This window comes from Paenibacillus sp. FSL W8-0919 (genome assembly GCF_038003785.1).
Lineage (GTDB): Bacteria > Bacillota > Bacilli > Paenibacillales > Paenibacillaceae > Paenibacillus_AQ > Paenibacillus_AQ lactis.
This window is the reverse complement of record NZ_JBBOPV010000001.1, coordinates 669017-686528: the sequence shown is the minus strand read 5'-3', so window position 1 is coordinate 686528 and position 17512 is coordinate 669017. Positions and strand designations below refer to the sequence as shown.

At 53.4% G+C, this 17512-nt stretch carries 14 protein-coding genes; 11 read left to right on the top strand and 3 right to left on the bottom strand.

The window, feature by feature from the left end; all coding sequences use genetic code 11:
- The first annotated feature begins 37 nt into the window (after positions 1-37).
- From NST44_RS02920 to NST44_RS02895, 6 genes are all read left to right on the top strand, one after another.
- On the top strand, positions 38-1660 hold the full coding sequence (locus tag NST44_RS02920; RefSeq protein ID WP_007130597.1) for an extracellular solute-binding protein: 1623 nt from the start codon (positions 38-40) through the stop codon (positions 1658-1660).
- Between the two features lie 83 nt (positions 1661-1743).
- The gene (locus tag NST44_RS02915) at positions 1744-2709 is read left to right on the top strand and encodes an ABC transporter permease (protein ID WP_007130596.1); all 966 of its coding nucleotides are present in this window, start codon (positions 1744-1746) and stop codon (positions 2707-2709) included.
- The gene (locus NST44_RS02910; protein ID WP_007130595.1) at positions 2703-3581 is read left to right on the top strand and encodes a carbohydrate ABC transporter permease; all 879 of its coding nucleotides are present in this window, start codon (positions 2703-2705) and stop codon (positions 3579-3581) included. Before NST44_RS02915 ends, NST44_RS02910 begins: the two co-directional genes overlap by 7 nt.
- A gap of 66 nt (positions 3582-3647) precedes the next feature.
- A complete protein-coding gene (locus NST44_RS02905; RefSeq protein ID WP_007130594.1) occupies positions 3648-5888 on the top strand; it encodes a helix-turn-helix domain-containing protein in 2241 nt (746 codons plus the stop codon).
- Positions 5889-5915: 27 nt separating this feature from the next.
- Positions 5916-6914: a zinc-dependent alcohol dehydrogenase gene (locus NST44_RS02900; RefSeq protein WP_007130593.1), complete on the top strand. Its 999-nt coding sequence runs from the start codon at positions 5916-5918 to the stop codon at positions 6912-6914.
- Positions 6915-6957: 43 nt separating this feature from the next.
- Positions 6958-8532, top strand: a complete 1575-nt coding sequence (locus NST44_RS02895; protein WP_007130592.1) for an FAD-dependent oxidoreductase — start codon at positions 6958-6960, stop codon at positions 8530-8532.
- 95 nt (positions 8533-8627) lie between these two features.
- On the opposite strand, the gene NST44_RS02890 is transcribed toward NST44_RS02895, so the two are convergent.
- A complete protein-coding gene (locus NST44_RS02890; protein WP_210094232.1) occupies positions 8628-8996 on the bottom strand; it encodes a hypothetical protein in 369 nt (122 codons plus the stop codon).
- Between the two features lie 303 nt (positions 8997-9299).
- Between NST44_RS02890 and NST44_RS02885 the strand changes: the two genes are divergently transcribed.
- From NST44_RS02885 to NST44_RS02865, 5 genes are all read left to right on the top strand, one after another.
- A complete protein-coding gene (locus NST44_RS02885) occupies positions 9300-10526 on the top strand; it encodes a glycosyl hydrolase family 8 (RefSeq protein ID WP_340897775.1) in 1227 nt (408 codons plus the stop codon).
- 393 nt (positions 10527-10919) lie between these two features.
- The gene (locus NST44_RS02880) at positions 10920-13322 is read left to right on the top strand and encodes a LamG-like jellyroll fold domain-containing protein (RefSeq protein WP_007130589.1); all 2403 of its coding nucleotides are present in this window, start codon (positions 10920-10922) and stop codon (positions 13320-13322) included.
- A gap of 307 nt (positions 13323-13629) precedes the next feature.
- Positions 13630-14031: a DoxX family protein gene (locus NST44_RS02875; protein ID WP_007130588.1), complete on the top strand. Its 402-nt coding sequence runs from the start codon at positions 13630-13632 to the stop codon at positions 14029-14031.
- Between the two features lie 30 nt (positions 14032-14061).
- Positions 14062-14688 carry a nitroreductase family protein gene (locus NST44_RS02870; RefSeq protein WP_007130587.1) on the top strand — a complete coding sequence of 209 codons (627 nt, stop codon included), beginning with the start codon at positions 14062-14064 and terminating at the stop codon, positions 14686-14688.
- A gap of 249 nt (positions 14689-14937) precedes the next feature.
- Entirely contained in the window at positions 14938-16050 is a 1113-nt protein-coding gene (locus NST44_RS02865) for a hypothetical protein (RefSeq protein WP_251536077.1), read from the top strand.
- 113 nt (positions 16051-16163) lie between these two features.
- Here the strand turns inward: NST44_RS02865 and NST44_RS02860 are convergent, their stop codons facing one another.
- Positions 16164-16598 (bottom strand): DUF6376 family protein, encoded by a 435-nt coding sequence (locus NST44_RS02860; RefSeq protein WP_007130585.1) that lies wholly within the window; start codon positions 16596-16598, stop codon positions 16164-16166.
- A gap of 216 nt (positions 16599-16814) precedes the next feature.
- Positions 16815-17324, bottom strand: coding sequence for a hypothetical protein (locus NST44_RS02855; protein WP_244152713.1), 510 nt, complete (start codon positions 17322-17324; stop codon positions 16815-16817).
- Positions 17325-17512: the final 188 nt, after the last annotated feature.

The following is a 17512-nucleotide window of genomic DNA, read 5'->3' as shown; positions in this document are numbered from 1 at the left end:
TCAAATACGAAAATCCAGATTTAGGAGGAGCACATATATGAGAAAACCAAAACCATGGTTTCGTATGGCACTTGTATTAACCATTATCATGTCGATGCTCGCTGCATGCAGCGGCGGGGGCAAAGGGGCTGCGCCGGAGGCGGGAGGCGGCTCAGGCGAAACACCTGCTCCGGCCGCACCGGCCGATCCGAACCAATACGGAGATACGGGCGGGCTCACGCTGCCGCTGGTGGATAAACCGACAACCCTCACTTGGATGGTGGTGAGCGAGAAGACGAATCTCAATGACTCTTTGCTGGCCAAGGAAATCGAGAAGCGTACCGGGATTAAAATCAACTTCCAGGCGTATTCGGCGGCCACGTTCAACGACAAGCTGAAGGTAACGGTCGCTTCCGGCAAGCTGCCGGATATTTTCCACGGCCTGACGCCGTCGGAGCTGAAGAAGATCGGCAAGCAGAAGGCGGTTGTGGCGATTAACGAACACCTTGACATGCTGCCGAATTTCAAGCGGATGTATGTCGAAGAGAATCCTTGGGTCATTCCTTCCTATGGGGATGAATCCGGGAACATCTATACCTGGCCGGTGGCGAACATCAACCGTGACGTGAACCACGGCTTCCTGTACCGCAAGGATATTTTCGACGAGCTCGGCATTAAGGAATGGACGAATACCGAGGAGTTCTACCAAGCGCTTAAGAAGCTGAAAGAGGCTTATCCGGACTCCTATCCTTACGCTTCCAAGACGAAAGAGCATATTTTCCGCGACTGGGCATACGGCTGGGGCATGGGCGGCGCCAACTATCCGGTATATTACGACGAGGCGGCCAAGGTTTGGAAATATGCGACCGTGCAGCCGGAGCATAAGGAAATGCTCGACTTCATGAAGAAGCTGTACAACGAGGGTCTTCTCGATCCGGAATTTATGACCGATACCGACGATTCCTGGACCGCGAAGATGACGAGCGGTAATAAATCCTTCGTTACCTATGACTGGATCGGCCGCCTTGACCTGTTCTACAACCAAGTGAAGGACCAGAACCCGAACTATGATCTGCGTTACGGCAATCCGGTAGGCCCGACGGGCAATGGCAAGACGATCGAGAGCATTACGAACGGCTTCAGCATCGCGGTTGCGAACAATGATAATAAGGAAGCGGCCCTGAAGCTGCTGGACTACTTGACGAGCCCGTCCGGCGCAACGCTGGTAACGATGGGTGTAGAAGGCGAGACATTTAAAATCGAAGGCGATAAAGCCGTTTATCCTGAGCTGACGGACGTTCCATTGGTGGATATCAGCGTCCTGGAGGACCGCTATGGACTGTGGCTGCAAGGCTTGTACGTCAATGCCGACAAACGCAGCGTGTACTTCAACTATACGGAGAAAGAGCAGGAAGCCCAGGATAAGCTGCTGAACGGCAACAAATTCGAGCCGCTGGATCCGGTCCTGAACTTCACGGACGACGAAACGGCCACGATTGCGGAAATTCAGACGTCACTGAAAAAATTGGCGGATGAATTCAACGCGAAGTACATTCTGAACAAAGACTACGGCGACGCGCAGTGGCAGCAATGGCAAACGCAAGCCGAGAAGCAAGGCGCCAAGCAGCTGGTCGACATCTTCAATGCCGCTCAGAAGAGACTGGATGAAGCTACGAAGTAAGCAGCAACAGATATAAGGCTGATGGCGGCATCCGGGATTCGCACCCGGGTGCTGCTCATCTTCTTAAGGAGGGAAAGAACACCATGGCAAGTGCAGGGACAGAGATGAAGCCGGCCGCTCCCCGCGGGGGAATCGGCGGACGAATGGTTGCAGCCTTTCAGCATATGAAGCGGGACCGGCAGCTGTTAATTTTGTTTATTCCGTGTCTGTTGTTTTATATTATTTTCCGTTACGGGCCCCTGTACGGCTTGATTATTGCTTTCAAGGACTACAGCGTGTTCACCGGCATCATGGAAAGCGAATGGGTGGGACTTAAGCATTTCGAGAAATTTTTCAGCAGTCCGGACTTTTGGCTGCTCTTTAAGAACACGCTGCTTCTCGGCGTATACAATCTGATTTTCGGATTTCCGTTTCCGATCATTTTGGCGATTCTCTTAAATGAGGTTAGGGTCCGCTGGTTCAAGCGTTCGGTACAGACGCTCAGCTATCTCCCCTCCTTTCTGTCGGTGGTCATCATCAGCAGCATGATTATCGATTTCCTCTCGCCGAACCAAGGGATCATTAACCAGTTCATCGCGGCGTTAGGCTTTGAGAAAATCTATTTCCTAGGGGAACCCAGCTGGTTCCGAACCATTTACGTCTCCTCGGACATCTGGGCGACCGTAGGCTATGAGGCGATCATTTATATGGCAGCGATCGCGGGCATCAACCCTTCCTTGTATGAAGCGGCGAAGGTGGACGGGGCCAAGCGGCACCATATGATTTTTCGGATTACGATTCCCGCTATTCTTCCGACGATCATCATTATGTTTGTCCTGAAGACGGGTTCGATGCTTCGCATCGGTTACGAAAAGGTGCTCCTGCTCTACAGCCCGATGACATATGAGGTAGCCGACGTATTCTCTACTTACGTCTACCGGAAGGGACTCATGGAGAGCAATTACAGCTATGGCGCAGCCGTAGGCTTGTTTGAAGCCGTTGTCGCGATGATCCTGCTGTTATCCTCTAATTACTTCAGCAAGCGATTGGGAGGCAGCGGACTATGGTAAACAAACGATTCAGCCTTCGAAATATTTCATTGTTCGGCGTCGTAAACACGATCATTCTGACGTGTCTTGCTATCATTACCGTGTATCCCGTGATATATATTACAGCCGTTTCGCTCAGCGCGACGTCCGAGGTGGTGCAGGGGAATGTTACGCTGTTCCCGAAGGGCTTCAATCTGGACGCGTATGCCCAGGTGCTTAATGACGACCGGGTGCCGCGCGCGTACCTGAATACGATCATGTACACGGCGCTCGGGACGGCCATCAACTTGCTCTTAACGGCCGTAGCGGCCTACCCGCTGGCACGCAAAAATTTCTTCGGACGCAAGTTCTTTTTGCTGGCCATCATCATCACCATGTTCTTGAACCCGGGCATTATTCCGAACTATCTGATCGTCTCGGAGCTGGGGCTGCTGAACAGCGTGTGGGCCTTGGTGCTGCCGAATGCGATCTGGACCTTCGAGCTTCTGATTCTGAAGAGCTTCTATGAGAATATGTCGGAATCGCTGCGCGAGGCGGCTGTCGTCGACGGCGCATCCGAGTACCGGATCCTGTTCCAGATCGTGATCCCGCTCTCGAAGCCGGCGCTCGCTTCCATCGGTTTATTCTACTTCATGGGTCACTGGAACAGCTTCTTCATCCCGATGATCTACTTGAACGATTCGGTGCTGTACCCGCTGCAGGTGGTGCTGCGCGATATGCTGATCTTCAGCGAGAACGGCAGCAATCCGAGCCTGGTCGACGCGGCGGCGCTGGCCCCGCAGGCGATGAAGAACGCAACGATCGTATTGTCGATGATTCCGGTGCTGCTGATCTATCCGTTTGCGCAGAAGTATTTTGCCAAGGGGGTTATGCTCGGCTCTGAAAAAGGCTGATCGTGAAGGGACCCGGGCCATGTGTGTTGAATATGAAGGGATGACATCAAGAGAGGTGAATCCATAATGAATCGACTGATCGCCAACAGAGGATTGCTTCAGATTTTCTTCGCTCTGCAACTGGTCATCGGCATCATGTTCATATTCAATTACATCGTGTACAAAAATTCCATCAGCGGAATTTATGACAAGGTGAGCGATAACAATCGCATGGTGATCAAAAACGTCATTCAATCGTTTGATACCAGCTTCTCCTCCATCAACAACCTGATCTTCAACATTCATGCGCTTCCTTCGGACCGGATTCAGGCGGACAGCGGAGGGCTTGACATGGAGAAGGTCATAACCCTGCAGGACAATCTGACGAGCATTGTGTCCAATGTTGATATCGTGGAGGACGTGATCATCTCGTTCGATGATCATGATCTTGCCATTACGACCCGGGGAACGAGCAACCTGGATGCCCTCTTTGACAGACGCTACACATCCCAGCGCTACAATTCGATGTTCTGGAAGAATCTTACCCGTTCCGAGCACGAATTTACGGTATTTCCGGCCGAGGTTTACATGGATCAGAGCACCGGGTACGGGCGAAATCTGATGATCGCGGTGGATAGCAACAAGGTCCGGTTATCGAACAAGAACCTCATGATTCTGATCAACGTGAACAAGCTGCTGAAAGGCATCGACCTGAACTCGATGATCCCCGGCGCTTCGCTCATCGTGCTGGATGCGAACCGTAACGTCATTCTGAGCACGGAGAAGGACCTGGATTTGGTGGATATCTTGAACGATGTGTATTTTAACCCGTCCCAGGAAGCTTCCCTGACGCATGGCAATTACGAGTACAATTTCTACAAGTCCGAGTATAACGGATATATCTATATCAACAAGCTGCCTTACAAGTTTCAAAATATCGATTCCGTCACCGATGCCAATCAGTGGATTATGTACGGGGCGATTGTGCTGGCGGTGCTGATGTCGCTGCTGCTCAGCGTCTACCTGTACCGGCCTGTCAAAAATATCGTCAAGCTGCTTGGCGGCAGCACGCTGAAAGGGAACGATTTCGTAAAAATTCAAAGCGGCATTATCAAGGTCCAGCGGGAGAACGAATCGCTGAAGAAGCAAATGGACCTTGTCGACGAAGAAATACGAAGGGGCGTATTCCTGCAAACCCTTGACGGTCAGAATCATTCGCGGGAGCAGGAAATTCAGATGCAGAAGCAGTACACGCATTTTTTCCAGAGCAGGCATTTCGTGATGGCGGCCATCTATTTGCAGCCGGAAGACAAGCTGGACTCGGAGGGCGGATTCGTGCTGGAGGAATTGACGGCAGCGATTCGAAGCGATCTGACGGCGCGCTACGAGCATGCGGTTGTGTATCATATCGAGCATTTGCAGTTTCTGGCGCTGATCGGCCTTGACCAGCCTTCGGAACGGAAGAAGCTGGTGCAGCGGTTCGAGGAATTCCTCGGGGCAGCGAAGCAAGGGTATCTGCAGGCATTCGGGGTATGGGGTTGCGTCAGCCGGGCTTACGAGTCCAAGATTAGCAACTGCCGCGCAGCCTATGAAAATATTAAGGAAGGGCTGCTGTACCGGCATGTGAATGAGGGGACTGTCATAGTGGACACGGAACGCATCCGGTACGTCCCCGAGCTGTATTTCCCGCTTCAGGAGATCGAGAAGCTGAGCAACTGCATGTTGAGCGGCAAGGTGGATGAAGGGCTGCGGATCGTCAATGAGATCATTCAGGAGAACGTCTCGCTGCAAATTCATCATCATCAGATGGTTCATATTGCCAAGAGCATGTTTTTCTTTGTCCTGAAGCAGGCGGAATCCTCTTCCGCGGATCGCAGCGAGCTGTTCCAGCTGGAAAGCGCCTTTATCCGCAAGGTCGATCATGCGTTTACGTACAAGGAAATTCAGGAGGCGCTGGTTGAAGTGATTCGCGTGGTCGCGAATATGCGCAATCACGATCCGCGCAGCAAGCTGAATCCGGCATTCATCTCTCAATATATCGAGCTTCATTATATGGAGAACCTGTATCTGGACCATATGGCGGAGGTGCTGGATACAAGCTCCAAATATTTCTCGAATTATTTCAAGAAGACATTCGGCGTCAATTACGTGGAGTATTTGAACAAGGTCCGGCTGGCCCATGCCCGGGAATATCTGCGCAACACGGAGCTCAGCATCGCTGAAATCGGCGAGAAGACGGGCTATTCGAACTCGTCCACGTTCACAACGACATTCAAAAAGTATTGCGGCGTCTCCCCGAGCGAGTACCGTAAGACCTCGGGGAAATAGGGGCCGCAAGGAAGCAGGAGGCATCATATGAAGGCGGTGGCTACGATTCAAGGCAATGTGATCATTGCCGATCTCGAGGAGCCGGTTGAAGTGCCGGCAGGGCATGTTCGAATACGCACCGAATATTCGGCCGTGAGCCCGGGAACCGAAATGACGTTTATCAAGAGAGCTTCCGATCAGCCTGTGGTGATGGGTTACAGTGCGGTCGGGATAATTGAAGCGATCGGGGAGCGCGTCAGCGGCCTGTCTGTCGGTCAGCGCGTCGCCTGTTACGGGGCGCCTTATGTGCGCCATGCCGAGGTGCTGACCGTTCCTTCGAATTTGACGGCAGCGGTGCCGGATGGGGTCGATCCCAAGGAAGCGGCATTCGCGGGTCTCGGAGCGATCGCGATTCATGCGCTGCGGGTGGCCGACTTACGTTTCGGCGAATCTGCCGTTGTCGTGGGCCTTGGTATTCTCGGCCAGCTGATTGCCCAGATTGCGCATGCGGCAGCCTTCCCTGTCGCCGGATTCGACTTGAATTCGGAGCGGGTGAAGGAGATGCGGGCGTATATCTCGCATGCCGCCGATAGCCGTGAGCAGCTGGAGGAGAGCATCCGGCGCTTGACGGGCGGGCATGGCGTGGACAGCGTTATTTTGTGCGCAAGCGGCCCCGGAGAGGAGCTGATCAACGCCTCGATGGGTTGGATCCGGGACAAGGGGAAAATCGTCATTGTCGGCGATTTGACCACCGTGTACTCCAGGGAAAAGATGTTCGCCAAGGAGGCGCAGGTTCTCATCTCGCGGGCAGGCGGTCCGGGGCGCTACGATGCGAACTACGAGCTGGAGAACCGTGATTATCCGATCGGCTTCGTACGCTGGACGGAAGGGCGCAATGTCGCCGAATATATCCGTCTGCTTGCGGAAGGAAGAATATCCGTAAGACCGCTTATTTCCCACGTCGTTCCCGTAGAGCAAGCGGCCGGCGCATATGAGCGGTACGGGCCCGGCTCCACCACGCTCGGAACGATCTTTAAATACAGCTAGCCCTGGCGGATAAATAACATTATCGATACGAGGTGAACAGACGTTGGGTCAACATAGAGAGGCGGACATTATCATCCTCGGCGGGGGGCTGGGCGGATGTGCCGCAGCATTGGCGGCGGCTCGCAGCGGGAAACGCGTCATCATGACGGAGGCCGAAGATTGGCTAGGCGGGCAGATCACCAGTCAGGGCGTGCCGCCGGATGAGCATCCCTGGATCGAACAGTTCGGCTGTACGGCGAGCTATCGCGAATTCCGCAGCCGGGTTCGGCAGTATTACCGGTCGTGGTTTCCATTAAAGCCGGAAGCCAGAGCGGCCGAACGCTTCAACCCCGGCAGCGCGCTGGTGAGCGCAATCGCTCATGAACCCCGGGCAGCCCTGGCCGTTCTGCGGGATATGCTGGCTCCGTACGTCCACAGCGGTAGGCTCGTTATCCTCACGGAGCACGTCCTAACCCGAGCAGAGAGCGACGGTGACCGGGTCACGGCCGTTTCGCTGCGGAACGTAAAATCCGGCAATGAGGTTACCCTTACCGGCGCGTTGTTTCTGGATGCGACCGAAGAGGGGGATCTGCTGCCGCTTGCGGGAATCGAGTACGTCACCGGCGCGGAATCCATGGAGGATACAGGGGAACCCCATGCGCTGTCCGGTTCGCCGGACCCGATGGATATGCAGGCGTTCACGTGGTGCTTCGCGGTTGACTACCTTGAAGGTGAAGATCATACGATTCCGAAGCCGGATAGGTATGACTTTTGGAAAGCGTATCAAGCCGATTTCTGGCCCGATCGCATGCTCAGCTGGAGCGGGCTCGTCCCGCATACGCTGGAGCCTGTCACCTACAGCCTGTTCCCGGACGGCAAGTCATTCTCGCTGTGGAAATACAGACAGATTTTGGACCGGGAGCATTTCGCCGCAGGCGCTTTCGATAGCAACGTGACGATCGTGAATTGGCCGCAGAACGATTATTGGCTGGGACCGATCATTGATGTAAGCCCGGAGGAGCGGGAGAAGCATTTGAAAGAGGCCCGGAGCCTAAGCTTGTCGCTTCTCTATTGGATGCAGACGGAAGCTCCTCGTCCGGACGGAGGAGCCGGTTATCCGGGGCTTCGTCTCCGTCCCGATGTGCTCGGCACAGAGGACGGTCTGGCGAAGGCGCCGTACATCCGCGAGTCACGCCGGATCCGGGCGGAATTCACTGTTAAGGAGCAGCATGTCGCCAGCGATTGCCGGCCTGATGGAAAGGCAGCGGAGTTTTTCGATTCCGTCGGCGTCGGCTGCTACCGGATCGATTTGCATCCAAGCACGGGACAGCGCACCTATATCGACATTTCGAGTCTCCCCTTCCAAATTCCGATGGGAAGCCTGATTCCGGTGCGGGTGAGCAATGTGCTGGCCGCATGCAAAAATATCGGCACGACACATATTACGAACGGCTGTTACCGCCTTCATCCGGTCGAGTGGAACATCGGAGAGTCGGCGGGGTATTTAGCGGCTTATTGCGTGGAGCATGGTCTGAAGCCGTCCGAGGTCCGCAGTAATCCAGAGCGGCTGGAGGCGTTCCAGCACCTGCTGGTGCGGCAGGGGATCGAGCTGTCGTGGCCATCCATTCACGCGGTTTAAACCAGAGCGGTGCAGGAATATAGGGCGGTGCAGGTATGATCCTGCACCGCCCATTTTAGGACATCTATAGACCGGAAGAACGCGGTCCGTTTGCCCTAATTTTTGAATAAATAAGACAAAAAGTAATGCAGAACGGCAACCACAGATCCCGCCAGTACCAGGATAATGATCGTCGAGATCGGCATCAGATTCATCGTGATGACATAGAAGAGGGCAACGTTGGCAGGATAGATCAGAATATAGAGCACGCGCCTGAACGCACGATACCGCTTTAAACCCAGGATGGCAGCCTGAAGGATCATGGACAGAAACAGAATAAAGAAAGAAGGCGTGAAGAAGATGGCCGTCGCAACGTCATTGAACAGAACCATTTCGTCATCCGGCGAATAGTTCGGCCAATACGTGATTACGCCGTACAAGGACAGCAGCGCAGAAACAACCAGCCATATATAATAAGGCATCATACCCACCACCTTTATCTTAAGGGTGTTCCTTTTCGGATACTCCCCGTAATTCCCCTTCGCTATTTACAAACGCTTGGAGCAGGGGGTTAGTTCGATGCTTTCTATCTTTTTTTTGAAAAACTGACGGAAAAACGAGACTATAGACTTACATAATTAACCATTTTAGATTATACTTGGATTACATAAAGATTCTCCGTCACCGTGTCATCCAGTGATGAAAGGTGGTGATCGAAGCGAAATCGGCCGGACAAGCGGTAAGGGTAACCGAATTTTCAATTCGAATCTATGAAGGAGATGAGGTTGATGAAATCAAGCGGTAAACGAGTCATCCGCAAGAGCGCGCTGTTGTTCTGTGTCGTCCTCCTGATGCTGCCGGCGGGATTGTCCATGGCGGCGAATCAAAAGCCGTTTCCGCAGCATACGACTTATACGAGCGGCTCGATCAAGCCCAATCATGTGACGCAGACGGCGATGGACGATGCTGTAAAGACCAAGTGGAACAGCTGGAAGAGTTCTTTCCTCAAGCCTGCCGGCACGGGTCAATATTACGTTAAATACAACTCGGCCGGAGAAACGGTATCGGAGGCACATGGCTACGGGATGATCCTGACCGTCATGATGGCTGGAGCCGATGCCAACGCTCAGACCTACTTCGACGGACTATACCGATACTATAAGGCTCATCCGAGCAACCAGAATCCATACTTAATGGCATGGAAGCAGAACAGCAGCTTCCAGAATATTGAGGGGGCCAACTCGGCGACGGACGGCGATATGGATATCGCATACGCACTGCTGCTGGCAGACAAGCAGTGGGGCAGCAGCGGCAGCATTAACTATTTGCAAGCCGCCAAAAACATCATAGGCGCCATCATGAGCTATGACGTGAATCAATCGCAATGGACCCTTCGTCTGGGAGACTGGGCAACGAGCGGGAGCTTCAATACCGCCACACGCCCGTCCGATTTCATGCTGAATCATCTGAAGGCGTTCCGGAAGGCTACCGGCGATGCCAGATGGGATCAGGTGATCAACAAAACGTATAGTATTATCAACTCCGTCCACAGCAGCTATAGCCCGAATACGGGATTGCTTCCGGATTTCGTCGTGCTGCAGGGGGGAAGCTATCAGCCTGCGGCGGCCGACTTCCTTGAAGGCGCGAACGACGGGAACTATTATTACAATTCGGCGCGGACGCCTTGGCGAATCGCTACCGACTATTTGATGACCGGCGACACGAGGGCCTTGGGTCAGCTCGAGAAGATGAACGCGTTCATCAAATCGAACACGAGCCAGAAGCCGGCAAATATCAAGGCTGGCTATACGCTCGGCGGAAGCCCGCTTGTGTCGTATAACAGCGGCGCATTCTACGCTCCGTTCGGCGTCAGCGCGATGGTCTCCCAGAACCACCAAAGCTGGCTGAACGCCGTGTGGACCTATACGGCGAATGCGTCGGCCGAGGGATATTACGAAGAAAGCATCAAGCTGTTATCGATGCTGGTCATGTCCGGGAATTGGTGGACCTACTAATCTCAGAATAGCTGTTATATTCATTTGATTCATAAAAACATAAAACAAAACCCCGACCTCCGTTTGTGGTCGGGGTTTCGTTCGTTCATTAAGATCCCATGCTCCGTGCAAGCGGCGGAGAGGGGGGTGAAAATATAACAAGGGCAGGTTTTTCTAGGGGGATTCGGCATTTTCTTATACTGGGTCTTTAAGACCATACCGATTCGCTTCGGATAAAATAAATGGAAAAGGGGATTGAAATTGGAGCAACTGCAATGATAATATCTTATATAATATAAAACGTTTTATGTTTTAATGAATTAAAATTATCGTGGTTCAGGCTTCATGTCACTCTTGTTTGTCTGTTTTGAAAGGGTTTACAAAAAATCAGCGATTGGTTGAAAGGAGCGTCGTATGCGAAAGAACATGATTCGAACTGGAGCTGCCGCAGCTGTTGTATGCGTTTTATTGGCGGGAAGCGCTATGGCATTTGGGCAGGGGCCGGAGACGGGGAGCTTAGGCGTGAAAGTGGAGGCGGCGGCCAAAAAGAAGGAGCCAAGCGCTCCGGTATTCCGGGAGGCCTCTGTGCACGATCCATCCGTGATCAAGGCGGGCGATACCTACTATGTATTCGGCTCCCATTTGGCAGCGGCCAAATCCAAGGACCTCATGAAGTGGGACATGATCGCTTCCGGGGTTGCTGAGGGGAATCCTCTGATTCCGAATGTAACGGAGGAACTGAAGGAAACGCTGGCGTGGGCTCAGAGCGATACGCTATGGGCGGCCGATGTGATCCAGCTTGCCGACGGCAAATTTTATATGTACTACAATGCCTGCAAAGGAGACTCCCCGCGCTCGGCGATGGGGATTGCCGTAGCCGATCGGATCGAAGGACCTTATAAGGACACCGGCATTATTCTGAAATCCGGCATGTGGGGCGAGCCGAGTGAGGACGGCACCGTGTACGATGCAACGAAGCATCCGAATGTGGTGGATCCGGATGTTTTCTTTGATAAGGATGGAAAGCTGTGGATGGTATATGGCTCTTATTCCGGGGGAATCTTCATTATGGAGATGGATCCTGCGAACGGCAAGCCGCTTCCTGGACAGGGCTATGGCAAAAAGCTGCTGGGGGGCAACCATAGCCGGATCGAAGGACCGTATATGCTCTACAATCCGGAGACGGATTATTATTACTTGTATCTTTCGTACGGCGGACTTGATGCGGTTGGCGGGTACAATATGCGGGTCGTCCGATCCAAGAACCCCGACGGCCCGTTCTATGATGCGGAAGGAAACGACATGAGAGAGGTGAAGGCCGATCCGTCCCTGCCGCTCTTCGATGACCGGTCGATCGAGCCGTTCGGCACCAAGCTGATGGGCAACTATCTGTTCAAGCGTTTGATTGGCGATCCGGGAACGGGCTTGGGAACCGGTGCGGTATCCCCTGGACATAACTCGGTATACTACGATAAAGCAACCGGCAGAACGTTCCTGATCTTCCACAGCCGCTTTCCGCAGCGCGGCGAAGAGCATGAAATCCGCGTCCATGAACTGTACATGAACGAGGAAGGTTGGCCTGTCGCAGCCCCGTTCCGTTATGCAGGAGAGGAAGCAGTGGACAAGAAGGTAACCCCGAAGGATGCAGCAGGGGAATACAAGCTGATCAACCATGGGAAGGATATTTCCGCAAACATCAAGGAGTCGCAGCCGATCCAATTGCATATGAACGGCCGGGTGACAGGAAGCGTCTCCGGCACATGGAAAACTAGCGGAAAGCAGCAGGTTACGCTGACTTTGGACGGTGTTGTGTATAAGGGCGTGTTCGCGCCGCAATGGAATCCCGAGGCCGGGCAGCAGCTCATGACCTTTACGGCTTTATCGCCGGATGGAACAACCGTTTGGGGAGCGAAGGAGCCGGAGCGCAGCGATAAGCAGATTGCGGAGGAAGTTCGAGCAGACCTGTCGCTCGGTGATGTGAGCGGCATCTTCTACGATTTGACCCTGCCTTCCGAGGCATCCGGCGGCACAACGATCCAGTGGTCGACCTCCGATCCGAACGTGATCACCGCTGACGGCAAGGTGACGCGTCCAGCCGCGGGCTCCGGAAATGCGAAGGTTACATTGACTGCCGGGATCGTCAAGGGCAGCTACAAGACTTCCCGGTCCTTTGACGTGACCGTGCTGCAGCAGTCGGCCGGACCGATGCTATTGAACTATGGCTTCGGTGAGAACCGAGAGGGCGTCGTGATCGACAGCTCCCCGAACGGATATGACGGGCGGACGCACGGCGGCGTTCAGTGGAATGAGCGAGGCTATCAGGGCGGGGGCATTGATTTTGACGGCAAGAACGGATATATTGAGCTGCCTAATCTGGTAACAGACACGGATGATCTAACGTTCGCGGCATGGGTATATTGGAAGGGAGGGGCTCCGTGGCAGCGGGTGCTCGATGCCGGCAGCGGGCTCGCAAGGCATATGTTCCTGACCCCGTCCCAGCACACCGGCGTCCTTCAGTTTACGATTCACGGCAACGGCGGCGACCAGAGTCTCCTTGCTGACGCGCCGCTTCCGGTAAATGCATGGACGCATGTAGCCGTGACCCTTCAGGGGGATACGGGCAAGCTGTACGTAAACGGACAGCTTGTTGCCTCCGGCGATCATATGAAGCTGAACCCAAGCGGGCTGTTGACCACGGAAGCTTACTTGGGCAAAAGCCGCTTTGCAGCCGATCCGTACTTCAATGGAAGCCTGGATGAGGTTCGGATTTATAACATGGCGCTAACCGACAGCGAAATCAAGAAGCTGGCGGAATAATATAGGAAAAGATCCGATGAAGCATTCCTGCTCTTTGCATGCAGGAGTGCTTTTTTCGTTGTTCTGATGGGAATCCGTCATTTTCATAATCAGTGGTTGACAGAAGGGTAGTCTATGATTTATCTTAATATCAAGACAAATAACTATAAAAAATATAGTAAGTATAAAGGAGTGAGTTGATGTTGTATAAACGTTAGCGGCTATGAGCGAATGGTTCCGTACGGCTTTATCTGCGATTCAGAATGTAAAAATAAATCGATCATGAGAAATGATTTTAAATAAAGCAAATAACTTGGAGGTTTTTATAATGACGATGGATTTAGGTTTGCTTATTCTTCGTTTGGTCATCGGGCTGTCATTTATGGCCCATGGCGCACAGAAATTGCTTGGCTGGTTCGGCGGCTACGGTCCGAAGGGAACCGGCGGCTGGATGGAATCGATCGGCATCAAGCCAGGAGTTGCAGCGGCTGTAATGGCTGGTTTGATGGAGCTGGCGGGCGGGCTGCTGCTCGCTTCCGGCTTCCTGACCGTGCTTGGAGCTGCCCTCATCACGCTGACAATGCTTGGGGCAATCGTTAAAGTTCATGGAAAGAACGGCTACTGGTCTACTGCGAATGGTTACGAGTATAATCTGCTGCTGATCGCAGCTGCGGTGGCGCTTGCTCTTACCGGTGCGGGAACTTACTCTCTGGATGCATTGATCTTTTAATGAAAGAATTCGATTGGAGGGGCGTACAAAATGAATGATTTAACAACCTTAATCAAAAGCCGGAGGTCGGCGAATCGGTTCATCGAAGGCATCGACATTCCGGACAGAACGCTGGACGACATATTTAACGAGGTGAAATACGCTCCTTCGGCTTTCAATCTCCAGCATGCCCGCTATGTGGTGGTGAAGGCTCCGGACCTTAAGGATAAGGTGTACGAAGCCGCAAACAAGCAGCATAAGATCCGAACGGCCTCTGCGGTAATCGTTGTGCTTGGCAATATGCGGGCCTATGAGGAGGTTGGACGGATGAACGAGGGATTCCTCAGTCTGGGGATCATCGACAAGCTGGAATATGACCAGACGGTTGAGGAGGTCACCCGATTCTACAAGGAACGGGGAGAGTCCTTCATGCGGGATGAGGCCATTCGCAATGCAAGCTTATCCGCGATGATGCTGATGCTCGTGGCGAAGGATAAAGGGTGGGATACCTGTCCGATGATCGGCTTTGATCCCGAATTGCTTCGTAAGGCGCTCGGTATTCCCGCTGAATATGTTCCCGCCATGCTGATTGCGATCGGCAAGGAAGATGCAGCCAAGCCTCGTCCGAGAGGCTACCGTAAGCCGGTGCTGGAGTTTGTCAGCTATGACCGGTTTTGAAGATGTGCAATGGTTCATGATGCAGCAGCAGGCCCTTCCTATATCCCCGATAAGCTCGTAAGTTTGGGCTTGCGTGAGTTTGGGCGAGGATGCCGCTGGGGCAATGGCAGCTATCGCACGGGTGAATTCTTTCATCCGTGCGATTTTTATTGCTGCAGCAATTAACATTCGCTTCGGGAATGACGATGATGAATATATAGGGATTGACACAAAGATTACATATAAATCGTTGGTTGTCGTTACGAGGGGGTGTACAAGCTGAATGATCGTATAAGGCGGTACCGCCGTAAGGGAGGATTATCCCTGTGGATTGCGTTGATGCTGCTGACTGCGGCGTGCAGTCAAGAGGGGGCATCGCCGCAGCCTTTGTCCAGCGCTATGCCGGCTTCCGTCGAGGAGCTCTCAACGGCTCGGGCGCAGCAGCCGCCAGCGGAGAAGTCCGAGGTCCAGCGTACGGCAAACGAGGATAAGGAGCGAGTGGGCACGGTTTCGCAGAGCCTCGGCCAGCTGGAGAACAGACGGGACCGCATGGCTGTCGATACCGTTCTGCAGATGTACGAAGCGCTGCATGCGGAGGATCGCGAAGCGTATTTCCGGTATGCGGACATTGCCAGTGTCCGCATGACGCCGTCAAAGCTGGATGTGCTGATCGAGGAAGCAGGGAAGCGCGAGCTGAAACCGGAGCGCTTTCGGTCCTTCGACAAGCTGACTCTGGCGGAAGACAGCAGGCGGCTGTTGTCCATCCATTACGGCAGTCAGGTCGAACTTGTGCTGGAAGAGCTGAGCTATGGGGATCAGAATGTATGGTTCGTCAATGTGTTTCCGGACGGACCGAAGGTGATCGACCAGACGGCGATTTATCCGGGAGCGTATGAGCTGGGAAGGGAGGCGTCCTTCGAGGAGCTCGTTGCGGCAGGCATTCAGTCGGCTGCGGAATACAGGGAGTTCCTGGCCTCCAATTATGATACGCCCCTCTGGACGCCGATTCAGACGGTTTCTCTGCTGTACCAGGCTGCTCAGGAAGGCGACGAGCAAGCCTTTGCAGCCATAGCAGGTGGAGGAGAAGGATATTATGCGCAGCTGTATGCATCGGATATGGTGCCGTTCGCTGACTGGATGAAGGCCTATGGCAGCGTTCAGGCGTTCCCGCTGGAGCTCTTGCCCCATGACCGGATTGCCGAAGCCTTTCGGGAATCCTGCGACGAGCGGTACGGAGAAGACTGGCAGCTCATTGCGGCCTGGGAACCGGAGGATCCGGCGGAGAGGCGCGGCACGTATTGGATTTTGACTCCCAGCACGGACCAGACCCGGTATGTCGTTCGTGAAGCTTTTACGGGCAATCTTCAGCTCTTTGTTCAGTGAGTCGAAATTGATCTCTATGCATGACATAATCTGTCTTCGGACACAAGCGATAAGGCTGTCCTCGAGATCTGCGAGATCTTCGGGAACAGCCTTATTGCTGTGCGAATGTTCGATTATGGCTGGAGGTTTTGGATGAGGTCCATCGTTTCGTTGATTTTGTTCACCGTCTCAACAATGCCGGAATTTTGGAGGTCGGTCACACCGTTTTGGATTTGGTCCATATATCCGTTGATGTCGGTTAGCAGCGTATCGTTTAAAGCTACAAGCTGCTCATGTATATCCTGCGCAAAAGCGGGAGCCTCGATCCCGTTAAACTCCGAGATGCGGGTCTTCATCTCTTCAAGCTCCTTGGTCAGCGTCTCTTTGGCATCCGCGCTCGTAGCCGCCTGTTGGGCCAGATCCGGGATGGACTGGGCGAATTGTGAAGCCTCATTGATGAACGTGCCGGCTTCCTTCGTATAATCCAGGGAATTGTTCACGCTGTCCAGCAATGAGCAGCCCGAGAGAACCCCCAGTAGAAGCGTTAGCAGCAAAAATCTCTTGATCATCTCTCATCCTCCTGTCAGCTTGTGCAATCTTATTGTTATATACGCATGTTCGGAGGATTGGTTCGATATTTTTGAAGATATCAGAAAGTATAACCTCGGAGGATCTGCTGCCTGATATCGCAAGAAAAAATACTGCTAAACGCGGTCTGTCTTCTGTGGGAGTACGTCTATAGGGGGTTTCTTGTGGAGATGGCACGAGGCTTGAGGTAGTCGGTTTTAATATTTGCTGCATAGGAAGCGGATAATCTCAATCACACTGCCAAGGAGGTTTCCGAATCCCGCCCCGGATGCCGTCCTTTCGGGCAGTTCGGAAGCTGCAGGTTGTTTGCCTTCGCCCAAGGAAGAGGTGTCGACCGATGAGGAAGGCCCCGTATTCCCGCAGAGTCGGGCTTTGACCCTTTCTTTACCCGCATTCGCGAACACGATGTATTCCCTTCCTTCCTCAAAGGTGTCCCAGCCGGTAGGATGGAGCGTGATCGTCCCTTTCTCCAGATCGCCCTTCCACCATTCCGAAACCGAGAATGTATAGGTGCTTTTCATGAAGTCGGCGTTCTCGTCGTAGGAGACGAGGGTTCCGCGGAACACGATATCCGATACTTTGAGCTCTTCGGTGATTTTTCGGGGCTCAGCACAAGATAAGGCCGAGGCCTCCGGGCTCGCCGGGCCGAGCCAAAGACCGGCCATCAGGGAAACGCCGACCAGCAGCTGCAATCCTCTCTTCATCATCTTAGCACTCCTTTGTGAATGATTAGCATGTATGCCCATTAGACGATGTGTTGACGTACAGGGTTGCAGTCCGCTTGGAAAATCATCCGAATTTCCCCAGAATGACCAGTATGACGGAACGGCAAAGAACCGCAGGGCGTAAAAGACCTCGCGGTTCAAGAAGCAGCCTTGCGGTTTAAGGGGCAGCC

Excerpts from the sequence above, each read along its gene's own strand:
- NST44_RS02905 (WP_007130594.1), top strand. The coding sequence starts at position 3,648 with ATGAATCGACTGATCGCCAACAGAGGATTGCTTCAGATTTTCTTCGCT.
- NST44_RS02920 (WP_007130597.1), top strand. The coding sequence starts at position 38 with ATGAGAAAACCAAAACCATGGTTTCGTATGGCACTTGTATTAACCATT.
- NST44_RS02880 (WP_007130589.1), top strand. The coding sequence starts at position 10,920 with ATGCGAAAGAACATGATTCGAACTGGAGCTGCCGCAGCTGTTGTATGC.
- NST44_RS02860 (WP_007130585.1), bottom strand. The coding sequence starts at position 16,598 with ATGATCAAGAGATTTTTGCTGCTAACGCTTCTACTGGGGGTTCTCTCG.
- NST44_RS02890 (WP_210094232.1), bottom strand. The coding sequence starts at position 8,996 with ATGATGCCTTATTATATATGGCTGGTTGTTTCTGCGCTGCTGTCCTTG.
- NST44_RS02885 (WP_340897775.1), top strand. The coding sequence starts at position 9,300 with ATGAAATCAAGCGGTAAACGAGTCATCCGCAAGAGCGCGCTGTTGTTC.
- NST44_RS02910 (WP_007130595.1), top strand. The coding sequence starts at position 2,703 with ATGGTAAACAAACGATTCAGCCTTCGAAATATTTCATTGTTCGGCGTC.
- NST44_RS02915 (WP_007130596.1), top strand. The coding sequence starts at position 1,744 with ATGGCAAGTGCAGGGACAGAGATGAAGCCGGCCGCTCCCCGCGGGGGA.
- NST44_RS02870 (WP_007130587.1), top strand. The coding sequence starts at position 14,062 with ATGAATGATTTAACAACCTTAATCAAAAGCCGGAGGTCGGCGAATCGG.
- NST44_RS02875 (WP_007130588.1), top strand. The coding sequence starts at position 13,630 with ATGACGATGGATTTAGGTTTGCTTATTCTTCGTTTGGTCATCGGGCTG.
- NST44_RS02855 (WP_244152713.1), bottom strand. The coding sequence starts at position 17,324 with ATGATGAAGAGAGGATTGCAGCTGCTGGTCGGCGTTTCCCTGATGGCC.
- NST44_RS02900 (WP_007130593.1), top strand. The coding sequence starts at position 5,916 with ATGAAGGCGGTGGCTACGATTCAAGGCAATGTGATCATTGCCGATCTC.